The organism is Enterobacter sp. 18A13 (assembly GCF_007035975.1).
Classification (GTDB): domain Bacteria; phylum Pseudomonadota; class Gammaproteobacteria; order Enterobacterales; family Enterobacteriaceae; genus Enterobacter; species Enterobacter vonholyi.
In genome coordinates, this window is record NZ_AP019634.1 from 1,496,363 (window position 1) to 1,523,034 (window position 26,672).

The following is a 26,672-nucleotide window of genomic DNA, read 5'->3' on the forward strand; positions in this document are numbered from 1 at the left end:
TTATCACTCTTTAGCAAACCGGGTGGAAATCAGCCCGTAGACCACCACCTGGGAAAACCAGACCCACCACCCGGCCCACAGGTTGTGAGAGAAAAAATGCGCCCCGCGCATGACCTGACCGAAGCCCATCGCCAGACCTAACACCACGCCCAGCGCGACGAAGCACCAGGCGAGACGCGGACGTTCGCGCCAGAAGGCAAAAAACAGCCCCATCACCATAAAGCCGCTGGAGGCATGACCGCCGGGGAAACAGCGCCCCGGACCGCTGTCAGCAGGAATGGAGCTGAACAGGGGGTAGGACACGGCCTTCCCGCCATATTCCACCAGATCCCACGGACAGCTGTGATGGCTCATGCTTTTCAGCAGGCCCACCACCAGCGCGCCAACGCCCATCAGCAGCGCTGCCGTAACCAGCCTTGCGTTACGCTTGTAGGCGCCGTAAACCAGCGCCACGGCGCCAAAGGCGATGGCAATGTACTTCGCCAGTCGGTGGTTGAGCAGATCCAGCAGGTGGTCTTTCTGCAGCGGAAAGCTCTGCGTCGCCGCGTCATACCAAAAGCCGGTAATCCATCTGTCGAGCGCTTCATTGCGCGATAGCCACGTAAATACCACGGCAAGGGCAATCAGTATGAAAAGCTGATAACCATAAAAGCGGGACGGTAAGCGGTAAAGGCGTTTTGTCTTATTTGTCTGTAACTTAGACAATTCTGAACGGCTGGAGGTAAGTGCCATGATTTGGGGTCGTTGACGAGTAATGGGGCTATCATAAAAGTGTCAACTTAAGGAAACCTTAAACGAAGACGATATGTGCTTTATTTCTGTTTATCCTCGATAAATCACTATCTCGGGCTGCGGCATTTCATTACACTCGTCGCGATTTTGTCATTATAAAGAGATTGCATGTTAAACCGTTCTTCTTCTGGTTCACGTCTGGGTCGTCAGGCGTTGCTTTTCCCTCTGTGTCTGGTGCTCTACGAATTTTCTACCTATATCGGCAACGATATGATCCAGCCCGGTATGCTGGCGGTGGTGGCGCAGTACAACGCCGGAATCGAGTGGGTACCGACCTCCATGACCGCCTATCTGGCCGGCGGCATGTTTTTGCAGTGGCTGTTAGGCCCGCTGTCGGATCGCATTGGCCGCCGTCCGGTGATGCTGACGGGCGTGGTGTGGTTTATCGTCACCTGTCTTGCCACGCTGCTGGCGCAAAACATTGAACAATTTACCTTGCTGCGCTTCCTGCAGGGGGTGAGCCTGTGCTTTATCGGCGCCGTGGGGTATGCCGCCATTCAGGAATCGTTTGAAGAGGCGGTGTGTATCAAAATTACCGCGCTGATGGCGAACGTGGCGCTCATTGCCCCCTTACTCGGGCCGCTGGTGGGTGCCGCGTGGGTGCATATGGCGCCATGGGAAGGGATGTTTGTGCTGTTTGCCGTTCTCGCCGCCATCGCGTTCTTTGGTCTGCACCGGGCGATGCCGGAAACGGCCACCCGCATCGGCGAGAAACTCTCGCTGAAAGAGCTGGGTCGGGACTATAAAGAAGTGCTGAAGAATGGCCGCTTTGTGGCGGGCGCGCTGGCGACCGGGTTCGTTAGCCTGCCGCTGCTGGCGTGGATCGCCCAGTCTCCGGTTATTATCATCAGCGGTGAAAAGCTCAGCAGCTATGAGTATGGTCTGCTGCAGGTGCCGATCTTTGGCGCGCTGATTATCGGGAACCTGGTGCTGGCACGTTTGACGTCACGCCGCACAGTGCGTTCGCTTATTATCATGGGCGGCTGGCCGATTGCGGCAGGGTTGATTCTGGCGGCGGTGGCGACCGTCGCGTCATCACACGCTTATCTGTGGATGACGGCGGGACTGAGCATCTACGCCTTCGGGATTGGCGTGGCCAACGCCGGTCTGGTGCGCCTGACGCTGTTTGCCAGCGAGATGAGTAAAGGCACGGTCTCCGCGGCGATGGGGATGCTGCAGATGCTGATTTTTACCGTCGGTATCGAGGTGAGCAAGCATGCCTACGCGATGGGCGGCAACGGGCTGTTCAGCCTGTTTAACCTCGCCAACGGCGTGCTGTGGGTTGGCCTGATGGTGGTGTTCCTGAAAGACAAGCGCGTCGGAAACGCCCTGCAACCTTAACTGTTTATTCCCTCTCCCTGTGGGAGAGGGGTAGGGTGAGGGCACCAGACCGCACGGTGTTAATTAAACGGTGCCTCTCCATCCAGCACCTTATCAATCACATCCAACACGCCTTCATCGTTATTGTGCGGCGCTTCAAAACGCGCCGCCGCTTTGATATGCGGTCTGGCATTCGCCATCGCAAAGCTGAATCCGGACTGGCGCAGCATCTCCACGTCGTTGCCGCTGTCGCCGAAGGCCACCACTTCGCTATCGTCTATGCCCCAGCGCTTTTGCAGGATCCGCAGGCCGTTAGCTTTGTGCACGCCGGGTATGATCAGGTCGATACTGCCGTGACCGGTGGTGACGGGCACCATGATGTCGCTCAGCTTTTCATGCAGCAGCGCCTGAATACGCGGAATTTCATCGTCAGACACGTTGAGCCCGAACTTGAAGAAAATATCGTTCAGGTTGTCGAAATCGCTGACCATTTCGAGACGGTGATAGTACTTCGCCGCGATACCCTTAAAGCCTTCGTCATAGCACTTCAGCGTGTAGGCGCTGCTCTTCCCGCAGGCGATAATCTCAATGCCGGGAACGTCGCTTAACACGTTCGCAACGGTCTCGAAATGGGCTTTCGACAGCTCACCGTTAAAGACGTCTTCACCCTCACTTACGACCCAGCCGCCGTTTTCGGCGACGAATGAAATTTCATGCGCAATCTCCGGGAAAAAGGAGATCAGCTGGTAGAACTGGTTGCCGCTGGCGACCACGAAGCGAATGCCTTGCGCCTTCATGCGGGCGTACTGCGCCAGAAAGCGCGGGCGATTGTAGGTCTTGGCATCGCTCAGGAATGTGCCATCCATGTCGACGGCGATCAGTTTAACGCTCATATCCCTTCTCCAGTGTCGTTTGATTCGTTTCCGGCTTTGCTACCGAGCGCGCCACCAGCGCCGCGATGATGACCAACCCTAACACCACCAGCATGGCGCTGCGCAGCCCGTAGTGCTCGCCGAGGAAGCCAAGCAGCGGCGGCCCGACCAGGAAGGCGAGATAGCCCGTGGTTGCCACCACGCTGACGCGCGTCGGGGCATCCGGGCCGGTATCGCTGGCGGCTGAAATGGTAAGCGGAAAGCCGAGCGACGCGCCCAGTCCCCAGAGGATCACCGATACCCCGGCAATCCAGTCCACATCGACAAATATGATCATCGCGATACCCAGGCCGCCCAGCAGGGCGCTGGCGCGCACCACCGCCACGCGGCTGTAGCGGTCGATAAACCAGCCGCCGGTGAAGCGCCCGACGGTCATCCCCAGCGTAAACCCGGCGTAGATCAGCGAGCCGGAGGTTGGGCTAAAGCCGTGACCGTCCACCATCAGCAGCGGCAGCCAGTCGTTGGCGGACCCTTCCGCGAACGCCATCGCCAGCACCACCACGCCAATCAGCATCAGCTGATAATCGCGGTAGAAGGGCAGTCCTTTTTCGGCCGAATGCTGTTCATCTGAGGCGTTCTTGCCGGTGCCGTCCGGGATCGCCCGGATGCCGGTCAGAATCGGAATAATGCACACCAGCGCCGCCAGCAGGATATGCAGATTCGCGGTCATGCCGAAGGCCGTCAGCGCCATCCCCACGCCCGCACCGGCCAGCGTGCCGAGGCTATAAAAGCCGTGCATCATCGGCAGCACGGTTTTGTTCATCTCGCGCTCGACCGCCGCCCCTTCAACGTTTATCGCCACTTCCGCCGAACCGAAGCTGCCGCCAAATACCGTCAGCCCCAGCGCAAACAGCACCGGTGAGGCAAACCACAGCGCGACGCTGAGCACGATCATCCCGAATACCGCGAAGCACATGGTGGTGCGGATCACCGCCCGCGTACCGAAGCGCTTCACCAGCCACGCGGAGCAGAGGATGCCGCTCATGGAGCCTATCGACAGGCCAAACAGCACGATACCCATCTCAGCTGTAGAGACGGACAAAATGTCGCGAATGGCGGGGGTGCGCGTGGCCCAGGAGGCCATCAGCAGACCGGGAATAAAGAAGAACATAAACAGCGCCCACATGCGGAGCTGCAGGGCTTTGCGGGAAGAGGTCAGCGTCATTGGGGTAGCACCAGAAGTACAACAATAGCGACAACACTAGCAAGTTTGTGTACATTTGTACACAAACCAGGTGAGGAAATGATGAGCAGACCACCCAACGATCCGCATCGCCGGGAGAAAATCCTGCAGGCGACCCTCGACACCATTGCTGAACACGGTATTCACGCCGTCACGCACCGGAAAATCGCCACCTGCGCGGGCGTGCCGCTGGGGTCGATGACCTACTATTTCGACGGTATGGAGCCGCTGCTGGAGGAGGCCTTCACGTGGTTTACCCGCCAGATGTCGCAGCAGTACCGGGATTTCTTCGCGGGCGTCACCGGGCCGGAAATGGCGTGCGAATCCATTACCACCCTGATCCACAGCTCGCAGGTGACGACGCCGCACAACATGGCGCTGATGTATCAGCTTTACGCTTTTATGCACCGTAGCGCGGCGCTCAAAACGGTGATGCAGGACTGGATGAAGATGAGCCAGACAACGCTCGAGCAGTGGTTCGACCCGGTCACCACCCGCGCGCTGGATGCCTTTATTGAAGGAATGACGCTGCACTACGTGACTGACCGGGCGCCACTATCCCGCGAAGAGATCCGGGCGATGGTGGGGAGAATTGCGGGCGAGGGGAACCCTTAGGTATCACTCGCCCTGCCAGTTTTACCTGCGCTCGATTTTATTTCCGCTGGCGTCCACCACCGCTTCGCCATCTTCCTTCGTAAATGCCCCTTTCTGTGCGTCCGGCAGGATGTCGAGGACGACTTCAGACGGGCGGCACAGGCGAGTGCCCAAGGGCGTGACCACGATTGGACGGTTAATCAGAATCGGGTGTTGCAGCATAAAATCGATAAGCTGGTCGTCGGTGAAGTTATCATCGGCAAGGCCGACCTGTTCGTAGGGCTCCACGTTTTTACGCAGCAGATCCCGCACCGAGATCCCCATATCGGCAATCAGGGTTGTCAGCTTAATGCGCGACGGCGGGGTTTCCAGATAGAGGATAATCTCTGGCTCCGCGCCGCTGTTGCGGATCATCTCCAGCGTGTTGCGCGACGTGCCGCAGGCGGGGTTGTGATAGATAGTGATGTGGCTCATATCAGTGGCTCATTACAGTGTGAAGGAGAGACGTAGCGCCAGCGCGGCGAGCGTCACAAACAGGACCGGCAGCGTCATGATGATGCCCGTCCGGAAATAGTAGCCCCAGCTAATCGTCATGTTTTTCTGCGCCAGCACGTGAAGCCAGAGCAGGGTGGCAAGGCTGCCGATAGGCGTGATTTTCGGCCCCAGATCGCAGCCAATCACGTTGGCGTAAATCATTGCTTCTTTGATCAGTCCTGTCGCCGTACTGCCCTCAATGGAGAGCGCGCCAATCAGCACCGTGGGCATATTGTTCATTATGGATGACAGAAACGCGGTGATGAATCCGGTTCCCAGCGTGGTGGCCCACAGCCCTTGCCCGGCCAGGCTATTCAGTACGCCTGAGAGATATTCCGTCAGCCCGGCATTGCGCAGGCCATACACCACCAGATACATCCCCAGCGAGAAGATGACGATCTGCCACGGTGCGCCGCGCAGCACTTTTCCGGTATTAATTGCATGTCCGCGTTTTGCGACAGCGAATAAAATCAGCGCGCCCGCAGTCGCAATGGCGCTGACCGGAATACCCAGCGGCTCCAGCACAAAGAAACCGACGAGAAGAAGGAGCAGCACGATCCAGCCCGTTCTGAAGGTCGGGAGGTCGTGAATGGCCCGCGCGGGCTCACGCAGTTTCGCCAGGTCATATTCCGGCGGAATTTCCTTGCGGAAGAACAGATGGAGCATGGCCAGCGTTGCGGCAATCGCGGCGATATCAACGGGAATCATTACCGAAGCGTATTCGCTGAACCCCAGCGTGAAGAAGTCTGCGGAGACAATGTTGACCAGGTTCGACACAATCAGCGGCAGGCTGGCGGTATCGGCGATAAAACCTGCCGCCATCACAAACGCCAGCGTGGCCCGCTTGCTGAACCCCAGGGCCAGCAGCATGGCGATAACGATAGGGGTCAGGATCAGCGCCGCACCGTCATTGGCAAACAGCGCCGCCACGGCTGCGCCCAGCAGCACGATATACGTAAACAGCAATCGTCCGCGGCCGTTCCCCCAGCGGGCAACGTGCAGTGCCGCCCACTCGAAAAAGCCGGACTCATCCAGCAGCAGGCTGATAATGATGACGGCGATAAACGTTGCCGTGGCGTTCCAGACGATATTCCACACAACCGGAATATCGTTTACGTGAATCACGCCGCTGGCGAGCGCCAGTACGGCACCAATAGTCGCACTCCAGCCGATGCTGAGCCCTTTGGGCTGCCAGATGACCAGTACCAGCGTAAACAGAAAAATAGCCCCTGCCAGAAACATCTGTTACTCCGTTGTATCTGTTTTTGTGAATATGTTTTGCTTAGCACAAGCCCGGAAGTCGGTTTTTCAGCTTCATGCGCGTCTCTTCCCGCAGGCAGTTCCAGCTGTTGTCGATAATCGTTGCCGCCCACGCGGGCATGTTGGGAGAGAGACGGTAATAAACCCACTTACCCTCGCGACGGTCGATCACCAGCCCGGACTCGCGCAGCAGCGCCATATGGCGGGAGACCTTCGGCTGCGATTCGGCGGTCGCGGCGCAGAGATCGCAGACGCACAGCTCGCCCGCTTCGCGGAGCAGCATGGCGATGGCGAGCCGCGTTTCGTCAGAGAGGGTTTTGAAGAGCTGGAGCGGGTGGAGCATGAGGGTTCCTGTCGGCGTGGCTTTTATATGCGTTTAATCATATATGTTTTAATGGCTGGAGAGAAGGTGAAATTGAGTAAGGGGAATTTCAGGCAACAAAAAACCCATCAACCTTGAACCAAAACGGCGGGGTTGATGGGCTCCACAAATTGGGGACATCAAAGAAAAGCAGTGGCACTAGTTATGACTGCCCCCTGATAAAAAAGTTCTGCGCGTAACAAAAATATTTTCCACCACGCGCATTCTTAGGAGTTATCCGAGTCCGGGCCAGATGATGATAATCAGCGTACCCGCCAGCGTCAGCAGCACGTTAGCGATAGCATACGTGCCCGCATAGCCCAGCGCCGGGATGTTGCTGCGCGCGGTATCGCTGATGATTTCCATAGCAGGCGCACAGGTACGCGCTCCCATCATCGCCCCGAAGAGCAGGGCGCGGTTCATGCGCAGCACGTAGGCGCCGAACAGGAAGCAGATCACCACCGGTACCAGGCTGACGATAAGTCCGGAAACCAACATCTGCCAGCCGACGGCGCCGAGGCTGTGACCAATCCCGCTGCCCGCGCTTAAGCCCACGCCTGCCATAAACACCATCAGACCGAACTCTTTCACCATGTTCAGCGCGCCCTGCGGAATGTAGCCAAAGGTCGGATGGTTCGCTCGCAGGAAGCCCAGCATGATCCCGGCGAACAGCAGCCCGGCGGCGTTACCGATGCCGAAGCTAAAGTTGCTGAACTGGAAGGTGATCATCCCGATCATCAGACCAACGATAAAGAAGGCGCAGAAGGCCAGCAGGTCGGTGACCTGGCTGTGAATGGAGATAAAGCCGATGCGGTCGGCCACGGTTTTCACGCGTCGGGCGTCGCCGCTGACCTGCAGCACGTCGCCTTTGTTGAGCACCACGTTGTCGTCGATAGGCATCTCAATCTGGCTGCGGATCACGCGGTTGAGGAAGCAGCCGTGGTCCGTCAGCTTCAGCTGCGCCAGGCGGCGGCCAACGGCGTTATGGTTTTTCACCACGATCTCTTCGGTGACGATACGCATGTCGAGCAGGTCGCGGTCGAACACCTCTTTGCCGTTACGGAAGCTCGGGTCGAGACGGGCGTGGGCGTCCGGGTAACCCACCAGCGCGATGTCGTCGCCCATCTGCAGCACCGCGTCGCCGTCCGGGTTCGCCAGAATGCCGTTGCGGCGGATACGTTCGATATAGCAGCCCGTCTGGCGATAAATCCCCAGCTCGCGCAGATTTTTGCCGTCTGCCCATGCCACCAGCTCTGGCCCGACGCGATAGGCGCGGATCACCGGGAGATAGACTTTACGTTTGGAATCGGTATCCAGACCGCGCTCGCGGGCGATTTGCTGGGCGCTGGTCTGTAGATCCTGGTGCTGCAGTTTTGGCAGATAGCGTGCGCCAACGATCAGGCTCACCAGACCAATCAGATAGGTCAGGGCATAGCCCAGGCTCAGGTGGTCGAGTGCGGCAGAAAGCTGTGCGCCGGCCATGCCGGAATGACGCAGGGTATCACCGGCACCCACGAGCACGGGAGTGGAGGTCATGGAGCCTGCCAGCATACCGGCCGTTAACCCGATATCCCAGCCAAACAGTTTACCCAGTCCTAACGCGATCAGCAGCGCGCTGCCGACCATCACCAGCGCCAGCATCAGATAATTTTTGCCGTCGCGGAAGAAAATTGAAAAAAAGTTCGGTCCCGCTTCCACGCCAACACAAAAAATAAACAGCATAAAACCTAAGTTGAGCGCGTCCGTGTTAATGCTGAAGTGCTGCTGACCTAATAATAAGGAGACGACTAAAACGCCAATGGAATTACCAAGTTGAACTGAACCCAGGCGCAATTTACCCAGGCAAAGGCCCAGCGCCAGTACCACAAATAATAACAGGATGTAATTCCCATTTAACAAGTCTGCGACGTTTATATTCACGGAGGCTAACTTCTTGTTTACCAGTAAGTTGTTGAATGAAAGGACTATTTGGGCTACTGTTTTCTGGGTCAGGGAAAGGCGTTAACACTCCCTGTTTCCTGCTTTATTCCCTAAAACATTAGCTGGCGTGTAGTTTAATCGCATTAGCTACTGACAGCTACCTATTATCGCATCACCCTGTGCGTACTTTGGCAAGGATTGCCGCATTGCTTTATCTGACCGGGCGTCTACCCGACGAAGCTGTATTTGATAGAGATAAGTCAGGAGGATAGTTTGAACATTAAACGAAACTGGGCGGGGGTGATCAGCTGCTTTTTGCTGTTTACCGTCGTGTGTATGTCGCTCGCTTTTAATCTGAAAGGGGCATTCAGGGCTGCCGGACACCCGGAGCTGGGGCTGCTCTTTTTTACCCTGCCGGGAGCGGCAGCCAGTTTTCTTTCCCGTAAAGGGGAAGTGGTCAAGCCGCTAATTGGCGCCATGCTGGCGGCACCGCTGTGTCTGCTGCTGATGCGTATGCTGTATGTTTCAACGCGAAGTTTCTGGCAGGAGCTGGCGTGGTTGATGAGCGCCGTATTCTGGTGCGCCCTTGGCGCGCTCTGCTACTTATTTGTGCGCAGTCTGCTTCAACGCCGACGGCACCACAAATAAAAACGCCCTCTCGGTGAGGGCGTCCTTTCATTACTGGGCAGCAAACAGGCCCAGGTGCTCTTTGGCGTAAGCTTCGAAGTCCGTGCAGCCGCCGATGTGTTTCTGATCGAGGAAGATCTGCGGTACGGTTTCAACCGGCTTACCGACGGTTTTTTCGAGATCCGCTTTCGTGATGCCTTCCGCGTGGATATCCACGTAGCGGAAGTTGAAGTCATCGCGCTCTTCGGTCAGTTTCTCAGCCAGCTCTTTCGCGCGTACACAGTATGGGCACCCTGGACGACCAAAAATTACTGCAAACATTTCTCTCTCCTCAAAAAACAAGCCTGACGGCGAATGACACGTATAGTGCCCCATAACCTGTCGTCATAAAAGAAGGTTTCGCCTGTCGTTATAATATCTATGAGCTATGTTTCGCCAATTACACCGCGCATATCATTGCCTATACTGGCTGCCATACGTATTAAGCAAGACAAAGAGAGACAAGATGACGCCAACCATAGACCTGCTCCTTTCCCATCGTTCCATTCGCCACTTCACCGATGAGCCGATTACCGATGCGCAGCGCGAAGCGATTATTAACAGCGCAAGGGCGACTTCAAGTTCCAGCTTCCTGCAGTGCAGCTCCATTATCCGCATTACCGACCCGGCCATGCGTGAACAGCTGGTGACGCTGACCGGCGGGCAGAAGCATGTGGCTCAGGCAGCCGAGTTCTGGGTATTCTGCGCCGACTTTAACCGCCACCTGCAGATCTGCCCTGAGGCCGAGCTCGGGCTGGCCGAACAGCTGCTGTTGGGCGTGGTGGATACCGCGCTGATGGCGCAAAACGCCTTTACGGCGGCGGAGTCGCTGGGATTAGGCGGCGTCTACATCGGAGGCCTGCGTAACAACATTCAAAGCGTGACCGACCTGCTGAAGCTGCCAAAACACGTGCTGCCGCTGTTTGGCCTGTGCCTGGGCTGGCCGGCGGATAACCCGGATTTGAAGCCGCGCATTCCTGCGGCGATGCTGGTGCATGAAAACCACTACCAGCCGGTCGATCAGGACGTCCTGAATCAATACGATGAAGAGCTGGCGAACTACTACCTGACGCGCGGCAGCAATAACCGTCGCGACACCTGGACTGACCATATTCGCCGCACCATCATTAAAGAAAATCGCCCGTTTATTCTTGATTATCTGCACAAACAGGGCTGGGCTACGCGATAGTCCATTTATCCTGCGCCTGCCTGCGTATATGATACGCAGGCTTTTTCCATGTCTTCAGAGAGGTGCAGGGTGAAAATTGCCATATTGTCCCGGGATGGAACGCTCTATTCATGTAAGCGTCTTCGAGAAGCGGCGGCGAAACGTGGACATCAGGTTGAGATCCTCGACCCGATGTCCTGCTATATGAACATTGACCCTGCCGCCTCGTCGATTCACTACAAAGGCCGCAAGCTGCCGCACTTTGATGCGGTGATCCCCCGCATCGGCTCCCAGATAACCTTTTACGGCACCGCTGCATTGCGCCAGTTCGAGATGCTGGGCAGCTATCCGCTCAACGAATCCGTCGCCATTTCACGCGCCCGCGACAAGCTGCGCTCGCTGCAGCTGCTCGCGCGCCAGGGGATCGATCTTCCCGTCACCGGGATTGCCCATTCACCGGACGACACCAGCGATCTGATCGACATGGTGGGCGGTGCCCCTTTGGTGATCAAGCTGGTGGAAGGCACACAGGGCATTGGCGTGGTGCTGGCGGAGACGCGTCAGGCAGCGGAGAGCGTGATTGACGCCTTCCGCGGGCTGAATGCCCATATTCTGGTGCAGGAGTACATTGAAGAGGCCAAAGGGCGCGACATCCGGTGTTTCGTGGTGGGAAACGAGGTGGTGGCGGCCATCGAGCGCCAGGCCAAAGAGGGCGATTTCCGCTCTAACCTTCACCGCGGCGGCATTGCCAGAATCGCCGATATCAGCGACCAGGAGCGGGAAATTGCCGTCAAAGCGGCGCAGACTTTGGGGCTGGACGTGGCAGGCGTAGACCTGCTACGGGCGACGCGAGGGCCACTGGTTATGGAAGTGAACGCCTCGCCGGGGCTTGAAGGCGTGGAAAAAACCACAGGGGTCGATATTGCGGGTAAAATGATCTTATGGATCGAGCGTCATGCGACGCCGGGCTACTGTCTGAAAACGGGTGGTTAAATGGATTACCGCGCGCTTTTTAAGTACCCTATGCGAAGTTTTTATTAAAGAGGCTGCAACGCGATGGATTTACAGGTCGTACCTACACTGGATACGTTACGTCAATGGCTTGATGATGCCGGAATTACGTTTTTCGAATGCGATTCCTGCCAGGCGCTGCATCTGCCTCATATGCAGAATTTCGACGGCATTTTCGATGCCAAAATCGATCTGATTAACGACGTGATCCTTTTCTCCGCGCTGGCCGAAGTGAAGCCCTCTGCGCTGCTGGCGCTGGCTTCCGACCTGTCAGCGATTAACGCCAGTTCTTTGACGGTGAAAGCATTTCTCGACATACAGGATGATAATCTGCCAAAACTGGTCGTTTGCCAGTCTTTATTCTCCGGAGCCGGGCTGTCATTCAAGCAGTTCTCATGGTTTATGCGCCTGAGCGAAGAGCAAATTTCGATGGTCATGATGGAAGCCAATGCACACCATCTGCTGTATAGCGCGGAAGATGATGCAGAGAATAATGATGCATCTCCCAATTTTCTTCACTAAGCCTGTCTGACTTTTGCGCAGTCGCTGCCATAGCGGCTGCAGAAGGCCATTTTTTCTGCTGCTTTTAACCTTTCCTTAAAGAATTATTCACCTCCCTGAAGGCCGTTTCGGCTTATCACGTAGACTTAACCTGCATAAAAAATTGATAAAAGGCGTTTTTTCGTCTGGGCTATAGCCGGGGACACGGGCTACAGTTATTCTTGCGATGCTTCAAAAAGCGAGCGGAAGCTGCCGGGTAAAGAGGTTTCTTTTTATTTTGAGCAGAGCGACAAACTATGCATGATTTTTGCATACATTCAGATTGCACAGTTTTAGTTCGTTTGTTAACGAGCTTTCAGAAGGAATAACACTATGATCGCCTTGAATAAAAAATGGTTATCGGGTCTGGTTGCGGGTGCTCTGATGGCCGTCTCTGCCGGCACGCTCGCTGCGGAACAAAAAACGCTGCACGTTTATAACTGGTCTGACTATATTGCGCCGGACACGGTGGCGAATTTTGAAAAAGAGACCGGCATTAAAGTCGTCTACGACGTGTTCGATTCCAACGAAGTGCTGGAAGGAAAACTGATGGCGGGCAGCACCGGGTTTGACCTCGTGGTGCCTTCCGCAAGCTTCCTCGAGCGTCAGCTGACGGCAGGCGTCTTCCAGCCGCTGGATAAGAGCAAGTTACCAAACTGGAAAAATCTCGATCCGGAAGTGCTGAAGCTGGTGGCCAAGCATGATCCGGACAACAAATACGCCATGCCTTACCTGTGGGCGACTACCGGTATCGGCTACAACGTCGATAAAGTCAAAGCCGCGCTGGGCCCGGACGTGAAGCTGGACAGCTGGGACGTGGTGCTGAAGCCGGAAAACCTTGAGAAGCTGAAAAGCTGCGGCGTCTCCTTCCTCGATGCGCCGGAAGAGATTTTCGCAACCGTGCTGAACTACCTGGGCAAAGATCCGAACAGCAATAAAGCCGATGATTACACTGGCCCGGCGACCGATCTGCTGCTGAAGCTGCGTCCAAACATTCGTTACTTCCACTCATCTCAGTACATCAACGACCTGGCGAACGGCGACATCTGCGTCGCGATTGGCTGGGCAGGGGACGTATGGCAGGCGGCGAACCGCGCGAAAGAGGCGAAAAACGGCGTGAACGTCTCCTACTTCATTCCGAAAGAGGGGGCGCTGGCCTTCTTCGACGTCTTCGCGATGCCGGCTGACGCCAAAAACAAAGACGAAGCGTATCAGTTCCTCAACTACCTGATGCGTCCTGAGGTTATCGCCCACATCAGCGACCACGTTTACTATGCGAACGGTAACAAGGCCTCCGTGCCGCTGGTGAGCCAAGAAATCCGTAATAACCCGGCAATCTATCCGCCAGCGGATGTGTTCGCCAAGCTCTTCACCCTGAAAGTCCAGGATCCAAAAATTGACCGCGTGCGTACCCGTGCGTGGACCAAGGTGAAAAGCGGTAAATAACCCTTTGTTACAGGCCGGGCAAGCGAAGTGCCCCCGGCAACAGGTGCACCGTTCTGGTGCGCCTGCACCATGATTTGATTTCTGCCGGAGAGCACCCCGTGAATGACGCGATCCCCCGCCCGCAGGCGAAAGTCCGTAAAGCGCTGACCCCGCTTCTTGAAATTCGTAACCTCACTAAATCTTTCGATGGCCAGCATGCCGTGGACGACGTCAGCCTGACGATTTATAAAGGCGAGATTTTTGCTCTTCTGGGAGCTTCTGGCTGCGGTAAATCGACCCTGCTGCGTATGCTGGCCGGTTTTGAACAGCCCACCGCCGGGCAGATCATGCTCGATGGGGTGGATCTCTCCAGCGTACCGCCGTATCAGCGCCCGATTAACATGATGTTCCAGTCCTACGCGCTGTTCCCGCACATGACGGTGGAGCAGAACATCGCCTTTGGCCTGAAGCAGGACAAGCTGCCGAAGGCCGAAATTACCGCGCGCGTGGCCGAGATGCTGAGCCTGGTACACATGCAGGAGTTCGCCAAGCGTAAGCCGCACCAGCTCTCCGGCGGCCAGCGCCAGCGCGTGGCCCTGGCCCGCAGCCTGGCAAAACGCCCGAAACTGCTGCTGCTCGATGAGCCGATGGGCGCGCTGGATAAAAAGCTGCGCGACCGTATGCAGCTTGAAGTGGTCGATATCCTCGAGCGCGTGGGCGTGACCTGCGTGATGGTCACCCACGACCAGGAAGAGGCCATGACCATGGCCGGACGTATCGCGATCATGAACCGCGGGAAGTTCGTGCAGATTGGCGAGCCGGAAGAGATTTATGAGCATCCAACCACCCGCTACAGCGCGGAGTTCATCGGCTCGGTCAACGTCTTCGAAGGGCTGCTGAAAGATCGTCAGGAAGATGGTCTGGTCATCGAATCGCCGGGGCTGCAGCATCCGCTGAAGGTCGATCCGGATAACTCCGTGGTGGATAACGTGCCGGTCTACGTCGCGCTGCGTCCGGAGAAGATCATGCTCTGTGAGGATCCGCCTGCCGATGGCTATAACTTTGCCGTCGGTGAAGTGGTGCACATTGCCTATCTTGGCGACCTCTCCATCTATCACGTGCGCCTGAAAAGCGGGCAGATGCTCAGCGCGCAGTTACAGAACGAACATCGCTACCGCAAGGGGCAGCCGACCTGGGGCGACGAAGTGCGCCTGTGTTGGGATGCAGACAGTTGCGTTGTGCTGACGGTATAAGGAGCGGCCAATGAGTACACTTGAACCTCCAGCCCGCGCAGGCAAACCGGGCGGTTTTGCCCAGTGGCTGACGCGAATGCAGATGAACCACGGCCGCAAGCTGGTGATCGCCATGCCGTACGTGTGGCTGATCCTGCTGTTCCTGCTGCCGTTCCTGATTGTTTTCAAGATAAGCCTGGCGGAAATGGCGCGGGCGATCCCGCCTTACACCAACCTGCTGGACTGGGCCGACGGGCAGCTGACGCTGACCTTAAACCTGGGTAACTTCCTGCAGCTCACCGACGACCCGCTCTATTTCGAAGCCTATCTGCAGTCGCTGCAGGTGGCGGCCATCTCGACGCTCTGCTGTCTGGTGATGGGCTACCCGCTGGCGTGGGCGGTGGCGCACAGTAAGCCGTCGACCCGCAACATCCTGCTGCTGCTGGTAATCTTACCGTCGTGGACCTCGTTCCTGATCCGCGTTTACGCCTGGATGGGGATCCTGAAAAACAACGGCGTGCTGAACAACTTCCTGATGTGGCTCGGGGTTATCGATCAGCCCCTGACGATCCTGCACACCAACCTCGCGGTCTATATCGGTATTGTGTACGCCTATCTGCCGTTTATGGTGCTGCCGATCTACACGGCGCTGACCCGTATCGACTACTCGCTGGTGGAAGCGTCGCTCGATCTCGGCGCCCGTCCGTTAAAAACCTTCTTCAGCGTCATCGTCCCGCTGACCAAAGGCGGCATTATCGCCGGGTCGATGCTGGTCTTTATCCCGGCGGTGGGGGAGTTTGTGATCCCGGAATTGCTCGGCGGGCCTGACAGCATCATGATTGGTCGCGTGCTGTGGCAGGAGTTCTTCAATAACCGCGACTGGCCGGTGGCGTCAGCGGTGGCGATTATCATGTTACTGCTGCTGATCGTGCCGATCATGTGGTTCCACAAGCATCAGCAGAAACAGATGGGAGATCGCGGATGAACAACTTACCGGTAGTGCGCTCCCCGTGGCGAATCGCGATCCTGGTCATCGGCTTTACCTTCCTGTATGCGCCGATGCTGATGCTGGTGATCTATTCGTTTAACAGCTCCAAGCTGGTGACGGTCTGGGCAGGCTGGTCGACGCGCTGGTACAGCGAGCTGTTCCACGATGATGCAATGATGAGCGCGGTGGGGCTAAGCCTGACCATTGCGGCGCTGGCGGCGACCATGGCGTCAGTGCTGGGCACGATCGCCGCGCTGGTGATGGTGCGTTTCGGGCGTTTTCGCGGTTCGAACGGCTTCGCCTTTATGATTACCGCCCCGCTGGTCATGCCGGACGTGATCACCGGTCTCGCGCTGCTGCTTCTGTTCGTGGCCATGGCGCACGCCATCGGCTGGCCGGCAGATCGCGGCATGCTCACAATCTGGCTGGCGCACGTCACTTTCTGTACGGCCTACGTAGCGGTAGTGATCTCCTCGCGCTTGCGCGAGCTGGATCGCTCCATTGAAGAGGCGGCGATGGATCTTGGCGCGACGCCGCTGAAGGTCTTTTTCATCATCACCCTGCCGATGATTATGCCGGCGGTGATCTCCGGCTGGCTGCTGGCGTTTACCCTGTCGCTCGACGATCTGGTGATCGCCAGCTTTGTTTCCGGCCCGGGGGCGACCACGCTGCCGATGCTGGTCTTCTCCAGCGTGCGTATGGGGGTCAACCCGGAGATCAACGCCCTGGCCTCTATCATCCTCGGCGTGGTCGGAATTGTCGGATTTATCGCCTGGTATTTGATGGCGCGCGCGGAAAAACAGCGCGTGCGCGATATCCAGCGTGCAAGACGCGGCTGAAGGATTTAAAATTTCCAGTGATGTGCCGCGCATGACGCGGCACTGTTTTTCAGGGAAGTAAAACATTGGGATTATTAAAAAAATCACGTATTACGCACGCGCGTCCTAACGTACCTGCGCTGGTTCAGGTGGCGGCGCTCGCCATTATTATGATCCGCTGCCTGGATGTGCTGATGATTCTCAACACCCTGGGCGTGCGCGGCATCGGTGAATTCATTCACCGCAGCGTGCAGACGTGGAATCTGACGCTGGTCTTTTTGAGCAGCCTGGTGCTGGTGTTTATCGAGATCTACTGCGCGTTTTCGCTGGTTAAAGGGCGCAACTGGGCGCGATGGGTCTATCTGCTGACGCAAATTACCGCCGCAAGCTATCTGTGGGCCGCCTCGCTGGGGTATGGCTACCCGGAGCTGTTCAGCATCGCCGGTGAATCCAAACGCGAGATCCTGCGCGCGCTATTTATGCAAAAACTGCCGGACATGCTGGTGCTCTTTCTACTCTTCGTTCCGGCTTCCAGTCGGAGATTCTTCCGCCTGCAATAATGTGTATAATCGCAGCCCTCGTGATTTTTAAGGTTTTCATATGCAGTGCGCACTCTATGACGCCGGACGCTGCCGCTCCTGTCAGTGGATAGAACAGCCGGTCCCTCAACAGCTCACCGCCAAAATGGCTGACCTGCAACAGCTGCTGGCAGAACACGCGGTGGGCGAGTGGTGCGCACCCGTCAGCGGCCCTGAACAGGGTTTTCGCAATAAAGCCAAAATGGTGGTCAGCGGCAGCGTAGAAAAACCGCTGCTTGGGATGCTGCACCGCGACGGCACGCCGGAAGACTTAACCGACTGCCCGCTGTATCCCGACTCGTTTGAGCCTGTCTTTGCCGCACTGAAACCGTTTATCGCGCGGGCGGGCTTAACGCCCTACAGCGTGGCCCGCAAGCGCGGCGAGCTGAAATACCTTCTGCTGACGGAAAGCCAGAAAGACGGCGGCATGATGCTGCGCTTCGTGCTGCGCTCTGAAACCAAGCTGGAGCAGCTGCGCGCGGCGCTGCCGTGGCTGCAGGCGCAGCTTCCGCAGCTGAAGGTCATTACGGCAAACATTCAGCCCGTGCATATGGCAATCATGGAAGGGGAGAAAGAGATTTTCTTCACCGACCAGCACGCGCTGGCCGAAAGCTTCAACGGGGTGCCGCTGTGGATCCGCCCGCAAAGCTTCTTCCAGACCAACCCGACCGTAGCAAGCAGCCTGTACGCCGCCGCCCGCGACTGGGTTCGTGCGTTAAACGTTCACCACATGTGGGATCTCTTCTGCGGCGTGGGCGGGTTTGGCCTGCACTGCGCCACGCCGGAGATGCAGCTCACCGGCATTGAGATCTCTGCCGAAGCGATTGCCTGCGCGAAGCAGTCTGCGTCTGAGCTGGGGTTAACGAATCTGCGCTTCCAGGCGCTCGACTCCACGCAGTTCGCCACCGGCCAGGGCAACGTGCCTGAGCTGGTGCTGGTCAACCCGCCGCGCCGCGGCATCGGCAATGCGCTGTGCGACTACCTGAGCCAGATGGCGCCGGAATACATCATCTATTCCAGCTGCAACGCGCAGACCATGGCAAAAGACATTGCGCAACTACCGGGCTATCGCGTTGAACGCGTTCAGCTTTTTGATATGTTCCCGCACACCGCACACTATGAAGTGCTGACGTTGCTCGTAAAATCTTAAACAAAATGTGAACTCTTCATCCCGGCGAAATCAGGTAAGCTTACGTCATAAGAAATGAATGAAGGCTTACCCATGAAGCAGATCCTGCTGGTGGAAGACGACCACGATATCGCGGCGCTTCTGCGACTCAATTTAGAAGACGAAGGCTACGCCATCACCCACGAACCCGACGGGGGCAAAGCCCTGCAGCGTCTTGAAGCTCAGACGTGGGACGCGGTGATCCTCGACCTGATGCTGCCCAGCGTTGACGGCCTGGAGATTTGCCGCCGCATCCGTCAGATGACGCGCTACCTGCCGGTGATCATCATTAGCGCCCGCAGCAGTGAAACCGACCGCATCACCGGGCTGGAAACCGGCGCCGATGACTATCTGGCAAAACCGTTCTCCGTGCAGGAGCTGATTGCGCGCATCAAAGCGCTGTTCCGTCGCCAGCAGGCGATGGGGCAGGCGCAAACCGACGGTCAAATTCAGGCTCACGGACTGACCATCGATCCGCTGGCGCGCAGCGTGCTGCTTCACGGCCAGGTGGTGGATCTCACCCCGCGCGAGTTCGAACTGCTCTACTTCTTTGCCCGTCATCCCGGCGAGGTGTTCTCCCGTCTGGCGCTGCTGGAGCAGGTCTGGGGCTACCAGCACGAAGGCTATGAGCACACCGTCAACACCCATATCAACCGCCTGCGCATCAAGATTGAGAAGGACGCCGCCGAGCCGGAGATTATTCGCACCGTCTGGGGCAAGGGCTATAAATTTGCGGAGCCAAATCATGATGCGCCGCTTTAGCCTGAGCCAGCGCCTGACGCTGCTGTTCATCCTGCTGATGATGCTCTGCGCCGCCGTTGCCTGTGCGGTACAGCTCTACAGCAGCATGCAGTACGGTAATGCGATGGTGCAGCGTTTGTCTGGCGGGCTGGCGCAGCAGATCGTTCAGCGCGAACCAATTCTGGATGCGCAGGGCAGGGTTGACCGCAGCGCGCTGAAACCGCTGTTTGGCCGGCTGATGACCTTTAATCCGAGCGTTGAGCTGTACGTTATCTCTCCTGACGGTGATATCCTCGCCGATGCCGCACCGCCGGGCCATATTCAGCGGCAAAAAATCGATCTGGCTCCGGTGCAGAGCTTCCTCAGCGGCACCGCCATGCCGGTGCTGGGCGACGATCCGCGCAGTCAAAATCAAAAAGTCTTTAGCGCCACGCCGCTGCGGCAGGATGGCGAGCTAAAAGGCTATCTGTACATTATTTTGCAGGGCGAGGAGTCAAATGCTCTTGCGGAGATGGCCTGGCATAAGGCGCTGTGGAGCACGGTGCTGTGGTCATTGCTGTGGGTCGCGCTGTTTGGCCTGCTGGCCGGTTTACTGGTCTGGTATTGGGTCACGCGTCCGGTCAAACAGCTGACGGTGGAAGTCGCCGGGCTGGAGCAAGACAGCATAAGCGCTATCAGACAGCTGGCGGCACAGACGCCGGACGCGGCGGCAAAAGATGAGGTGGCGATCCTGCGCAACAGTTTTATCGAGCTGGCGCGCAAAATCACCCAGCAGTGGGATCGGCTGGCCGACAGCGATCGCCAGCGCCGGGAGTTTATCGCCAATATTTCGCACGATCTCCGTACGCCGCTGACCTCGCTGCTGGGCTATCTCGAAACCCTGTCGCTCAAATCCGCCACGCTGACGCCGCAGGAGCACCAGCAGTATCTCGCCACCGCGCTGCGCCAGGGACAAAAGGTCCGTCATCTTTCTCAGCAGCTGTTTGAGCTGGCGCGCCTGGAGTACGGCGGTATTAAACCCCAGCGCGAGCGGTTCGCGATGGGAGAGCTGATTTCCGACGTGGCGCAGAAGTTTGAGCTCACCGCCCGCACGCGCGAGGTCAATCTGCATATTGACGTGCCGGGGCCGCTGCCGCTGATAAACGCCGATGTGTCGATGATTGAACGCGTGGTGACCAACCTGCTGGATAACGCGATGCGCCATACGCCTGGCGGCGGGGAGATTCGCCTGGCGGTGTGGCAGGAAAATGAACGGCTGCAGGTTGAAGTCTCCGACAGCGGAGCGGGCGTGGATGCCTCGCTGCGCGACGATTTGTTCCAGCGGCCGTCGGCGCTCAATACTCAGGCGTCGAGAGAGAATCGCGGCGGGTTGGGGCTGCTGATTGTGAAACGGATGCTGGAGCTGCACGGGGGTGGGATCAGGCTGATGGAGTCGGCGAGCGGAGCACGGTTCAGGTTCTTTGTGCCACTCTGAGAAATTCCCGGGTGGCGGCTTCGCCTGACCCGGCCTACAGACTACCACCCCCGTAGGCCGAGCCACCCGGCAAAAAAATCTTACTGCGGGAACCACTGCTCGCTAATTTTCTGGTACGTACCGTCTGCTTTAATCGCCTTCAGCGCGCCGTTCAGTTTTTCCAGCAGGGCTTTGTTATCCGGACGTACCGCGATACCCAGACCCGTGCCGAAGTACTGCGGATCGGTCACTTTCTCGGTTGCGGTGCCCAGCTGCGGATTGGTTTTCAGCCACTCGTTCACCACGGCGGTATCGCCGAAGACGCCGTCGATACGGCCATTTTTCAGGTCGATAATCGCGTTCTGGTAGCTGTCATAGGCCACGGTCTTCACTTCCGGATGTTTGTCCTGGAGGTATTTCTGATGCGTGGTGCCGTTTTCCATCCCGATGCGTTTGCCTTTCAGCTGATCGAATGAGGTATAAGCGCCTTTCTTCGCAATCACCACCGCCGAGTTGGCGTAGTACGGGTCGGTGAACGCGACCTGCTTGCTGCGCTCAGGCGTGATGTCCATCCCGGAGATCACCGCGTCGTATTTTTTGAACTTCAGCGACGGGATCAGGCTGTCAAAAGCATGGTTAGTAAAGGTGCAGTCGGCCTGCATTTGTTTGCACAGCGCTTTCGCCAGATCGATATCGAAACCGACGATCTGGTTGCTGGCATCCAGCGACTCAAACGGCGGATAGGTGGCGGACACGCCGAAATTGATTTTATCAGCTGCGGATGCGCCAGCGGCGAAGGTGGCGAGTAATGCGGCCAGAACTAACTTTTTCATTGTAATGCTCCCGTCTGTCTTATTGATGCGCCGTGTCTGCGGCCTGGATGTACAATGCCAGTTAATGAATTTATATGCAATAAAAATGATTAAGTATTATCTTTATCGCAAAAAAAAACGGATAACCCATCAGGTTACCCGCTTCATGAATACCGTTTTATGCATTTTCGTGGTTAATTTCTGCGCTCAAACGCCAGCGCTTTACGCTCGATCAGGCGCATCATCAGCGTCAGCAGACCGTTCACCACCAGATAGACCACGCCCGCCGCGCCGAACACCATCACGTCATAGGTGCGCCCGTACAGCAGCTGTCCGTGACCCATCACTTCCATCAGGGTGATGGTGTAGGCCAGCGAGGTACTCTTGAATACCAGCACCACTTCGTTGGAATAGGAGGAGAGGGCGCGCTTAAAGGCGTACGGCAGCAGGATCGCCAGCGTGTCTTTCTTGCTCATGCCCAGCGCCCCGCAGGACTGCCACTGGCCTTCCGGGATGGCGCGGATCGCTCCGTAGAACAGCTGGGTGGTATAGGCCGCGCTGTTCAGCGAAAGGGCAATCAGGGCACACAGCCACGGCTCAGAAAGCAGATGCCAGATAACCGGATACTCCTGCAGCGACGGGAACTGGCCCGGGCCGTAGTAAATCAGGAAGATCTGCACCAGCAGCGGCGTACCGGTAAACAGGGTGATGTAGCCGCGCACAATCCACACCAGCACCGGCGTTTTCAGCGTCAGGATGATGGTGAAGATAAGGGCCAGGATCAGCGCCACGATAATGGACGCCACGGTCAGCGTCAGGCTGGTATGCAGCCCTTTCATCAACTCGGGGAAATATTCAAGCATCAGCCTGGTCTCCGTTCAAAGCGCGTCGCTCGCAGGTCAATACGCTTGAGAATGTACTGACTGAGCAACGTGATCACCAGGTAGATCGCCGCCGCCACAATGTACCAGGTAAAGGGCTCCTGAGTACGGGTGGCGATGCTTTTGGTTTGCAGCATTAAATCATTGACGCTAATCAGGCTCACCAGCGCGGTATCCTTCAGCAGCACCAGCCACTGGTTGCCGAGACCCGGCAGGGCATGACGCCACATCTGCGGCATCACCAGACGGAAGAAGATGGCTGATTTCGACAGACCTAACGCCTGACCCGACTCCCATTGACCCTGCGGCACGGCCTTCAGCGCACCGCGGAGGGTTTGCGACGCGTATGCGGAGTAGAGCAGGGAGAGGGCAATCACGCCGCACAGGAACGGGCTGACGTCGAAGTTTTCGATCTGCATCTGCACCGGGATCTGCGCAAAGCCGAGATTAAGGGTGAAGCCGTCCGACAGCGTGAGCAGCAGCTGTGAGGAACCGAAATAGATAAACAGGACTACCAGAATTTCCGGTAGCCCACGCAGCACGGTGACCAGCGCGGAGCCTGTCCAGGCGACGGGGAACCATTTCGCGGATTCCCACACCGCAAAGAACATCGCCAGCACGAGGCCGATAATCAGTGCGCAAACGGCAAGGCCGACGGTCATCCCGGCGGCGCTTGCTAAAGGAAAAATTTCATTCATCAGGAATTACTTCTGGAACCATTTTTTGTAGATGGTTTCGTAGGTGCCGTCTTTCTTCACTTTTTCCAGCGCAGCGTTGAATTTCTGCTGCAGCTCAGTGTTGCCCTGACGAACGGCAATCCCCAGACCGGTACCGAAGTAATCCTTATCGGTCACTTTGTCGCCCACTGGCGCCAGCTTGTCGTTGGCTTTCAGCCACTCGGTCACGACAGCGGTATCGCCAAATACGCCGTCGATACGGCCATTTTGCAGATCCAGCTTCGCGTTCTGGTAGCTGTCATACGGAACGGTGGTGATTTCCGGATGCTTATCCATGATGAATTTCTGGTGCGTGGTGCCGTTCTGCACGCCCACTTTTTTGCCTTTCAACTGATCGACAGAGGTGAATTTACCTTTCTGACCAATGAACAGGGCGGAGTTGTCGTAGTAAGGGGTGGTGAACAGCACCTGCTTTTCACGCTCAGGGGTGATGTCCATACCGGCCATCACGGCATCGATACGGCGGAACTTCAGGCTTGGGATCAGGCTGTCGAACGCCTGGTTGCTGAAGGTACAGGTAGCATCGATCTCTTTACACAGGGCGTTTGCCAGGTCTACGTCGAAGCCCACAATTTTGTTGTTCGCATCAATGGATTCAAACGGAGGGTAAGAGGCTTCCGTGGCAAAACGAATGGTCTGAGCTGCGGAAGCGGAAAGGGTAACGCCAGCAAGCAGCACGGCAAGTAATACTTTTTTCATTATATTTCCCCTGACACAATCAATGAGATAAATAGTTTTTGAAGGCATCGGTTTGCGGGTTAGCGAAGCAGCTCGCATCACCTTGCTCAACGATATACCCGTTTTCCATGTAGACCACACGGCTGGCGGTTTTGCGAGCCACTTCTACTTCGTGGGTGACGATAACCTGCGTAATGTTGGTTTCCGCCAGCTCGCGAATGATGCTGACGATCTGGGCGGTGATTTCCGGATCCAGCGCCGCGGTCGGTTCATCAAACAGCAGTACCGCGGGCTCCATCATCAGCGCACGGGCAATGGCCACACGCTGCTGCTGACCACCGGACAGGTGCAGCGGGTAGCGGTCGCTGTAGGGCTTAAGGCGTAGACGATCCAGCAGCTTTTCAGCACGGGCGATCGCCTGATCCTTGCTTAACCCCAGCACGCGGCACGGGGCTTCAATCAGATTCTGCAGCACGGTCAGGTGCGGCCAGAGATTGTATTGCTGGAAGACCATGCCGACGTTTTGACGCAGCTCGCGAATCGCTTTATCAGACGGCGTCTTCGCGAAATCAAAGTGGTTACCGGCAATCGCCAGCGTACCTGAACGGGGCATTTCAAGCAGATTAAGGACGCGCAGAAGGGAGCTTTTGCCTGCACCGCTTGGGCCAAGCAAAACCAGCGTTTCGCCTTCCGGGCAGTTCAGCGTGATGTCAAACAGCGCCTGGTGTGCGCCGTAGAAGCAGTTAATGCCGTTTAGTTTAATACTCATCGGGGCAGTCTTTACTCATCCAGGCAATCTATAGCAATTGAGGCCGCAGATAGTACCGTTGACAGAATAGTTATGCAATATTTCTGCGTTAAAAGTTAAATATAACCCGTGTTTCCTCTTAAACATAGCACAAAATAGCGAACGGCAAGGTCGGCGAGTATAAATGTCGGCATTCCGCAAGAAATGCCGCACATTTTACGGGGGTTACCAGGTTATATCGGCGGGTTTAGCGATTTTCAATCGACTGGCGCAGCGTGCCTGCCGGGGCATGAACGCTACCGCCCACGTAGCGCACGTCGTCTACCGCCCAGCACTGTCCTTCACGGATCATCAGCACTTCATCCTGCCAGGTTTGGGTTCCCTGCGTCAGCTTCACGCGCAGCGGAATATTGCGGGCATCCGTGTTCGGAATGGTTGACGCGCTCGCCACTTCGGCGCTGTCCGGCAGCGTGGCGCGGCTGGAGAACGGATCGGATTTCAGCAGGGCGTTATGCTGCGGATCGCGGGTGGCATCGTTAAGCAGTTTTGCCAGACCATCGCTCAGATACGGGCGCAGGCCGGTGAGATCGTTGCTGCGGTGCTGAATGCGATAATCATAGAACTGCTGCGCCACGGTGTCCGGACCGCCCTCAATGCAGGGGCCGCTGCGGGTACCGATATCCTTAAAGGCTGGCGTGACCGTGGTGGTACAGGCGCTGAGCACCAGCGCGCAGGGCACTAAAAGTGTTAAAGCTGAATAGCGCATGTTGATTTCCTTATTTATTAACTATCCTTTCAATCATAGCGTAACGAACCGATAATGCTGTGCCTAAGGCATTGAACGCTAAAGAAGGAGAGAAACCATGCAGTTTTCAACAACGCCAACCCTGGAAGGGCAGACCATCACCGAGTACTGCGGCGTGGTCACCGGTGAAGCGATTCTCGGCGCCAATATCTTCCGTGACTTTTTTGCCGGCATCCGCGATATCGTTGGCGGCCGCTCGGGCGCATATGAAAAAGAGCTGCGTAAAGCGCGTGAAATCGCCTTTAAAGAGCTTGGCGAGCAGGCGGAAGCCCTCGGCGCTGATGCGGTCGTGGGGATTGATATCGACTACGAGACGGTCGGGAAAGATGGCAGCATGCTGATGGTGAGCGTAAGCGGTACGGCGGTGAAAACCCTGAGATGAGGCGTTCGTTTGCCGCGCTCCTGCTGGCGCTGCTGCTGGCAGGATGTGCCTCGGAAAAAGGGGTTATCGACAAAGGCGCCTACGAGCTGGATACGCGTCATCAGGCTCAGGCGGCTTATCCGCGCATCAAGGTGCTGGTGATCCACTACACCGCGGATGATTTTGACAGCTCGCTGGCCACGCTGACGGATAAAAACGTCAGCTCTCACTATTTGATCCCTGCCAAGCCTCCCGCACCGGACGGCAAGCCGCGCATCTGGCAGCTGGTACCCGAGAGCGAACTGGCCTGGCATGCGGGCATCAGCTTCTGGCGCGGCACCAACCGCATCAATGATACGTCTGTCGGCATTGAGCTGGAGAACCGTGGCTGGCAAAAGACGTCGGGCGTTAAGCACTTTACCCCTTTTGAGCCAGCGCAGATTGCGGCGCTGGTGCCGCTCGCCAAAGACATTATCACCCGCTACAACATCAAACCTGAAAATGTGGTGGCCCATTCTGATATCGCCCCGCAGCGCAAAGACGATCCCGGCCCGCTGTTCCCATGGCGTCAGCTGGCGCTGCAGGGGATTGGCGCATGGCCCGACCCGGCGCGGGTGGCGTTTTACCTGAACGGCAAGCCGCGAGATGAGCTTGTTGAGCCGAAGGTGCTGCTCGATCTGCTGGCGCGCTACGGCTATGAGGTGACCGATAACATGACGAACGCACAGCAGAAGCGCGTGATCGTCGCGTTTCAGATGCATTTTCGCCCGGCGCGCTGGGACGGCGTAACCGATCGCGAAACGCTGGCAATCGCGGAGGCGCTGTTAGAGCGCTACGGGCAGGGGTAATCCCTCGGGTTACCCGACTCCACTTTTACACGGTCTCCTTTTGGACTAATTTTCTAATCACATTCGCGGCGTAAATGTTTTATAGTTTCCTCAGTCGAAATTACTCGCAAACGTGGTT

30 protein-coding genes are annotated in these 26,672 nt (G+C 57.1%); 16 read left to right on the plus strand and 14 right to left on the minus strand.

All coding sequences use genetic code 11. The features are described 5' to 3' along the window. Positions 1–3 precede the first annotated feature (3 nt). Complete coding sequence (locus FOY93_RS07280; RefSeq protein ID WP_143344872.1) at positions 4–732, minus strand: phosphatase PAP2 family protein; 729 nt, start codon at positions 730–732, stop codon at positions 4–6. Positions 733–900: 168 nt separating this feature from the next. Between FOY93_RS07280 and FOY93_RS07285 the strand changes: the two genes are divergently transcribed. Beyond that, complete coding sequence (locus FOY93_RS07285; RefSeq protein WP_021240942.1) at positions 901–2,133, plus strand: MFS transporter; 1,233 nt, start codon at positions 901–903, stop codon at positions 2,131–2,133. A 59-nt stretch (positions 2,134–2,192) separates the two neighbouring features. Here FOY93_RS07285 and FOY93_RS07290 read toward each other — a convergent pair whose 3' ends face one another. Next, positions 2,193–3,005, minus strand: a complete 813-nt coding sequence (locus FOY93_RS07290) for a Cof-type HAD-IIB family hydrolase (protein WP_127730186.1) — start codon at positions 3,003–3,005, stop codon at positions 2,193–2,195. After that, positions 2,995–4,209: an MFS transporter gene (locus FOY93_RS07295; RefSeq protein ID WP_143344873.1), complete on the minus strand. Its 1,215-nt coding sequence runs from the start codon at positions 4,207–4,209 to the stop codon at positions 2,995–2,997. Before FOY93_RS07295 ends, FOY93_RS07290 begins: the two co-directional genes overlap by 11 nt. Positions 4,210–4,290: 81 nt before the next feature. Between FOY93_RS07295 and FOY93_RS07300 the strand changes: the two genes are divergently transcribed. Further along, a complete protein-coding gene (locus FOY93_RS07300; protein ID WP_111963929.1) occupies positions 4,291–4,842 on the plus strand; it encodes a TetR/AcrR family transcriptional regulator in 552 nt (183 codons plus the stop codon). Between the two features lie 21 nt (positions 4,843–4,863). Here FOY93_RS07300 and arsC read toward each other — a convergent pair whose 3' ends face one another. From arsC to FOY93_RS07320, 4 genes are all read right to left on the minus strand, one after another. Beyond that, a complete protein-coding gene (gene arsC / locus FOY93_RS07305) occupies positions 4,864–5,295 on the minus strand; it encodes a glutaredoxin-dependent arsenate reductase (protein ID WP_143344874.1) in 432 nt (143 codons plus the stop codon). Positions 5,296–5,307: 12 nt separating this feature from the next. Next, the gene (locus FOY93_RS07310) at positions 5,308–6,597 is read right to left on the minus strand and encodes an arsenic transporter (RefSeq protein WP_143344875.1); all 1,290 of its coding nucleotides are present in this window, start codon (positions 6,595–6,597) and stop codon (positions 5,308–5,310) included. A 40-nt stretch (positions 6,598–6,637) separates the two neighbouring features. Continuing rightward, the gene (locus FOY93_RS07315) at positions 6,638–6,958 is read right to left on the minus strand and encodes a metalloregulator ArsR/SmtB family transcription factor (protein WP_111963873.1); all 321 of its coding nucleotides are present in this window, start codon (positions 6,956–6,958) and stop codon (positions 6,638–6,640) included. A gap of 252 nt (positions 6,959–7,210) precedes the next feature. Beyond that, the gene (locus tag FOY93_RS07320; protein ID WP_111963874.1) at positions 7,211–8,896 is read right to left on the minus strand and encodes an aspartate:alanine antiporter; all 1,686 of its coding nucleotides are present in this window, start codon (positions 8,894–8,896) and stop codon (positions 7,211–7,213) included. Positions 8,897–9,169: 273 nt separating this feature from the next. Between FOY93_RS07320 and FOY93_RS07325 the strand changes: the two genes are divergently transcribed. Next, entirely contained in the window at positions 9,170–9,544 is a 375-nt protein-coding gene (locus FOY93_RS07325) for an inner membrane protein YbjM (RefSeq protein ID WP_111963875.1), read from the plus strand. 30 nt (positions 9,545–9,574) lie between these two features. On the opposite strand, the gene FOY93_RS07330 is transcribed toward FOY93_RS07325, so the two are convergent. Continuing rightward, entirely contained in the window at positions 9,575–9,844 is a 270-nt protein-coding gene (locus FOY93_RS07330; protein ID WP_006809455.1) for a GrxA family glutaredoxin, read from the minus strand. Between the two features lie 184 nt (positions 9,845–10,028). On the opposite strand from FOY93_RS07330, the gene nfsA reads away from it, so the two are divergent. From nfsA to FOY93_RS07385, 11 genes are all read left to right on the plus strand, one after another. After that, positions 10,029–10,751, plus strand: a complete 723-nt coding sequence (gene nfsA / locus FOY93_RS07335; RefSeq protein WP_111963876.1) for a nitroreductase NfsA — start codon at positions 10,029–10,031, stop codon at positions 10,749–10,751. Between the two features lie 69 nt (positions 10,752–10,820). Then, a complete protein-coding gene (rimK, locus tag FOY93_RS07340; RefSeq protein WP_111963877.1) occupies positions 10,821–11,723 on the plus strand; it encodes a 30S ribosomal protein S6--L-glutamate ligase in 903 nt (300 codons plus the stop codon). A gap of 63 nt (positions 11,724–11,786) precedes the next feature. Next, positions 11,787–12,263: a YbjN domain-containing protein gene (locus FOY93_RS07345; RefSeq protein WP_014169308.1), complete on the plus strand. Its 477-nt coding sequence runs from the start codon at positions 11,787–11,789 to the stop codon at positions 12,261–12,263. A gap of 351 nt (positions 12,264–12,614) precedes the next feature. Next, complete coding sequence (potF, locus tag FOY93_RS07350; protein ID WP_143344876.1) at positions 12,615–13,727, plus strand: spermidine/putrescine ABC transporter substrate-binding protein PotF; 1,113 nt, start codon at positions 12,615–12,617, stop codon at positions 13,725–13,727. 98 nt (positions 13,728–13,825) lie between these two features. Beyond that, the gene (gene potG, locus FOY93_RS07355) at positions 13,826–14,959 is read left to right on the plus strand and encodes a putrescine ABC transporter ATP-binding subunit PotG (protein WP_024907855.1); all 1,134 of its coding nucleotides are present in this window, start codon (positions 13,826–13,828) and stop codon (positions 14,957–14,959) included. A gap of 10 nt (positions 14,960–14,969) precedes the next feature. Next, positions 14,970–15,923, plus strand: coding sequence for a putrescine ABC transporter permease PotH (gene potH / locus FOY93_RS07360; RefSeq protein WP_133294074.1), 954 nt, complete (start codon positions 14,970–14,972; stop codon positions 15,921–15,923). Next, positions 15,920–16,765: a putrescine ABC transporter permease PotI gene (gene potI / locus FOY93_RS07365; RefSeq protein WP_100122374.1), complete on the plus strand. Its 846-nt coding sequence runs from the start codon at positions 15,920–15,922 to the stop codon at positions 16,763–16,765. The genes potH and potI overlap by 4 nt, the downstream gene beginning before the upstream one ends. A gap of 65 nt (positions 16,766–16,830) precedes the next feature. Further along, positions 16,831–17,304, plus strand: coding sequence for a YbjO family protein (locus tag FOY93_RS07370; RefSeq protein ID WP_024907853.1), 474 nt, complete (start codon positions 16,831–16,833; stop codon positions 17,302–17,304). Positions 17,305–17,344: 40 nt separating this feature from the next. Next, a complete protein-coding gene (rlmC, locus tag FOY93_RS07375) occupies positions 17,345–18,472 on the plus strand; it encodes a 23S rRNA (uracil(747)-C(5))-methyltransferase RlmC (protein WP_136194592.1) in 1,128 nt (375 codons plus the stop codon). Between the two features lie 72 nt (positions 18,473–18,544). Then, positions 18,545–19,252 (plus strand): response regulator transcription factor, encoded by a 708-nt coding sequence (locus FOY93_RS07380; RefSeq protein ID WP_115874592.1) that lies wholly within the window; start codon positions 18,545–18,547, stop codon positions 19,250–19,252. After that, entirely contained in the window at positions 19,236–20,705 is a 1,470-nt protein-coding gene (locus tag FOY93_RS07385) for a sensor histidine kinase (protein ID WP_143344877.1), read from the plus strand. Before FOY93_RS07380 ends, FOY93_RS07385 begins: the two co-directional genes overlap by 17 nt. An 80-nt stretch (positions 20,706–20,785) precedes the next feature. Here FOY93_RS07385 and artJ read toward each other — a convergent pair whose 3' ends face one another. The 6 genes from artJ to FOY93_RS07415 all read right to left on the minus strand — a co-directional run bounded on the left by artJ (position 20,786) and on the right by FOY93_RS07415 (position 25,306). Beyond that, positions 20,786–21,517, minus strand: coding sequence for an arginine ABC transporter substrate-binding protein ArtJ (gene artJ / locus FOY93_RS07390; RefSeq protein ID WP_021240923.1), 732 nt, complete (start codon positions 21,515–21,517; stop codon positions 20,786–20,788). 173 nt (positions 21,518–21,690) lie between these two features. Then, the gene (gene artM / locus FOY93_RS07395; RefSeq protein ID WP_023310940.1) at positions 21,691–22,359 is read right to left on the minus strand and encodes an arginine ABC transporter permease ArtM; all 669 of its coding nucleotides are present in this window, start codon (positions 22,357–22,359) and stop codon (positions 21,691–21,693) included. Further along, positions 22,359–23,075, minus strand: a complete 717-nt coding sequence (artQ, locus tag FOY93_RS07400) for an arginine ABC transporter permease ArtQ (RefSeq protein WP_025756069.1) — start codon at positions 23,073–23,075, stop codon at positions 22,359–22,361. The genes artM and artQ overlap by 1 nt, the downstream gene beginning before the upstream one ends. 6 nt (positions 23,076–23,081) lie before the next feature. Then, the gene (gene artI / locus FOY93_RS07405; protein ID WP_044596922.1) at positions 23,082–23,813 is read right to left on the minus strand and encodes an arginine ABC transporter substrate-binding protein ArtI; all 732 of its coding nucleotides are present in this window, start codon (positions 23,811–23,813) and stop codon (positions 23,082–23,084) included. A 19-nt stretch (positions 23,814–23,832) separates the two neighbouring features. Continuing rightward, positions 23,833–24,561 (minus strand): arginine ABC transporter ATP-binding protein ArtP, encoded by a 729-nt coding sequence (gene artP, locus FOY93_RS07410; protein WP_023310942.1) that lies wholly within the window; start codon positions 24,559–24,561, stop codon positions 23,833–23,835. Between the two features lie 226 nt (positions 24,562–24,787). Then, on the minus strand, positions 24,788–25,306 hold the full coding sequence (locus FOY93_RS07415) for a lipoprotein (protein ID WP_059445567.1): 519 nt from the start codon (positions 25,304–25,306) through the stop codon (positions 24,788–24,790). Between the two features lie 97 nt (positions 25,307–25,403). On the opposite strand from FOY93_RS07415, the gene FOY93_RS07420 reads away from it, so the two are divergent. After that, complete coding sequence (locus FOY93_RS07420) at positions 25,404–25,727, plus strand: heavy metal-binding domain-containing protein (RefSeq protein ID WP_008500028.1); 324 nt, start codon at positions 25,404–25,406, stop codon at positions 25,725–25,727. Beyond that, entirely contained in the window at positions 25,724–26,554 is an 831-nt protein-coding gene (locus tag FOY93_RS07425; protein WP_143344878.1) for an N-acetylmuramoyl-L-alanine amidase, read from the plus strand. Before FOY93_RS07420 ends, FOY93_RS07425 begins: the two co-directional genes overlap by 4 nt. Positions 26,555–26,672 lie beyond the last annotated feature (118 nt).

What these genes read in the sequence shown, in the direction of transcription:
- FOY93_RS07285 (WP_021240942.1), top strand. Translation starts at nt 901, where the DNA reads ATGTTAAACCGTTCTTCTTCTGGTTCACGTCTGGGTCGTCAGGCGTTG.
- artP (WP_023310942.1), bottom strand. Translation starts at nt 24,561, where the DNA reads ATGAGTATTAAACTAAACGGCATTAACTGCTTCTACGGCGCACACCAG.
- FOY93_RS07385 (WP_143344877.1), top strand. Translation starts at nt 19,236, where the DNA reads ATGATGCGCCGCTTTAGCCTGAGCCAGCGCCTGACGCTGCTGTTCATC.
- potI (WP_100122374.1), top strand. Translation starts at nt 15,920, where the DNA reads ATGAACAACTTACCGGTAGTGCGCTCCCCGTGGCGAATCGCGATCCTG.
- FOY93_RS07415 (WP_059445567.1), bottom strand. Translation starts at nt 25,306, where the DNA reads ATGCGCTATTCAGCTTTAACACTTTTAGTGCCCTGCGCGCTGGTGCTC.
- artQ (WP_025756069.1), bottom strand. Translation starts at nt 23,075, where the DNA reads ATGAATGAAATTTTTCCTTTAGCAAGCGCCGCCGGGATGACCGTCGGC.
- FOY93_RS07310 (WP_143344875.1), bottom strand. Translation starts at nt 6,597, where the DNA reads ATGTTTCTGGCAGGGGCTATTTTTCTGTTTACGCTGGTACTGGTCATC.
- artI (WP_044596922.1), bottom strand. Translation starts at nt 23,813, where the DNA reads ATGAAAAAAGTATTACTTGCCGTGCTGCTTGCTGGCGTTACCCTTTCC.
- FOY93_RS07290 (WP_127730186.1), bottom strand. Translation starts at nt 3,005, where the DNA reads ATGAGCGTTAAACTGATCGCCGTCGACATGGATGGCACATTCCTGAGC.
- FOY93_RS07330 (WP_006809455.1), bottom strand. Translation starts at nt 9,844, where the DNA reads ATGTTTGCAGTAATTTTTGGTCGTCCAGGGTGCCCATACTGTGTACGC.
- FOY93_RS07280 (WP_143344872.1), bottom strand. Translation starts at nt 732, where the DNA reads ATGGCACTTACCTCCAGCCGTTCAGAATTGTCTAAGTTACAGACAAAT.
- potF (WP_143344876.1), top strand. Translation starts at nt 12,615, where the DNA reads ATGATCGCCTTGAATAAAAAATGGTTATCGGGTCTGGTTGCGGGTGCT.
- FOY93_RS07295 (WP_143344873.1), bottom strand. Translation starts at nt 4,209, where the DNA reads ATGACGCTGACCTCTTCCCGCAAAGCCCTGCAGCTCCGCATGTGGGCG.
- FOY93_RS07425 (WP_143344878.1), top strand. Translation starts at nt 25,724, where the DNA reads ATGAGGCGTTCGTTTGCCGCGCTCCTGCTGGCGCTGCTGCTGGCAGGA.
- rlmC (WP_136194592.1), top strand. Translation starts at nt 17,345, where the DNA reads ATGCAGTGCGCACTCTATGACGCCGGACGCTGCCGCTCCTGTCAGTGG.
- potH (WP_133294074.1), top strand. Translation starts at nt 14,970, where the DNA reads ATGAGTACACTTGAACCTCCAGCCCGCGCAGGCAAACCGGGCGGTTTT.
- artJ (WP_021240923.1), bottom strand. Translation starts at nt 21,517, where the DNA reads ATGAAAAAGTTAGTTCTGGCCGCATTACTCGCCACCTTCGCCGCTGGC.
- FOY93_RS07300 (WP_111963929.1), top strand. Translation starts at nt 4,291, where the DNA reads ATGAGCAGACCACCCAACGATCCGCATCGCCGGGAGAAAATCCTGCAG.
- artM (WP_023310940.1), bottom strand. Translation starts at nt 22,359, where the DNA reads ATGCTTGAATATTTCCCCGAGTTGATGAAAGGGCTGCATACCAGCCTG.
- FOY93_RS07315 (WP_111963873.1), bottom strand. Translation starts at nt 6,958, where the DNA reads ATGCTCCACCCGCTCCAGCTCTTCAAAACCCTCTCTGACGAAACGCGG.
- FOY93_RS07345 (WP_014169308.1), top strand. Translation starts at nt 11,787, where the DNA reads ATGGATTTACAGGTCGTACCTACACTGGATACGTTACGTCAATGGCTT.
- nfsA (WP_111963876.1), top strand. Translation starts at nt 10,029, where the DNA reads ATGACGCCAACCATAGACCTGCTCCTTTCCCATCGTTCCATTCGCCAC.
- FOY93_RS07380 (WP_115874592.1), top strand. Translation starts at nt 18,545, where the DNA reads ATGAAGCAGATCCTGCTGGTGGAAGACGACCACGATATCGCGGCGCTT.
- arsC (WP_143344874.1), bottom strand. Translation starts at nt 5,295, where the DNA reads ATGAGCCACATCACTATCTATCACAACCCCGCCTGCGGCACGTCGCGC.
- FOY93_RS07420 (WP_008500028.1), top strand. Translation starts at nt 25,404, where the DNA reads ATGCAGTTTTCAACAACGCCAACCCTGGAAGGGCAGACCATCACCGAG.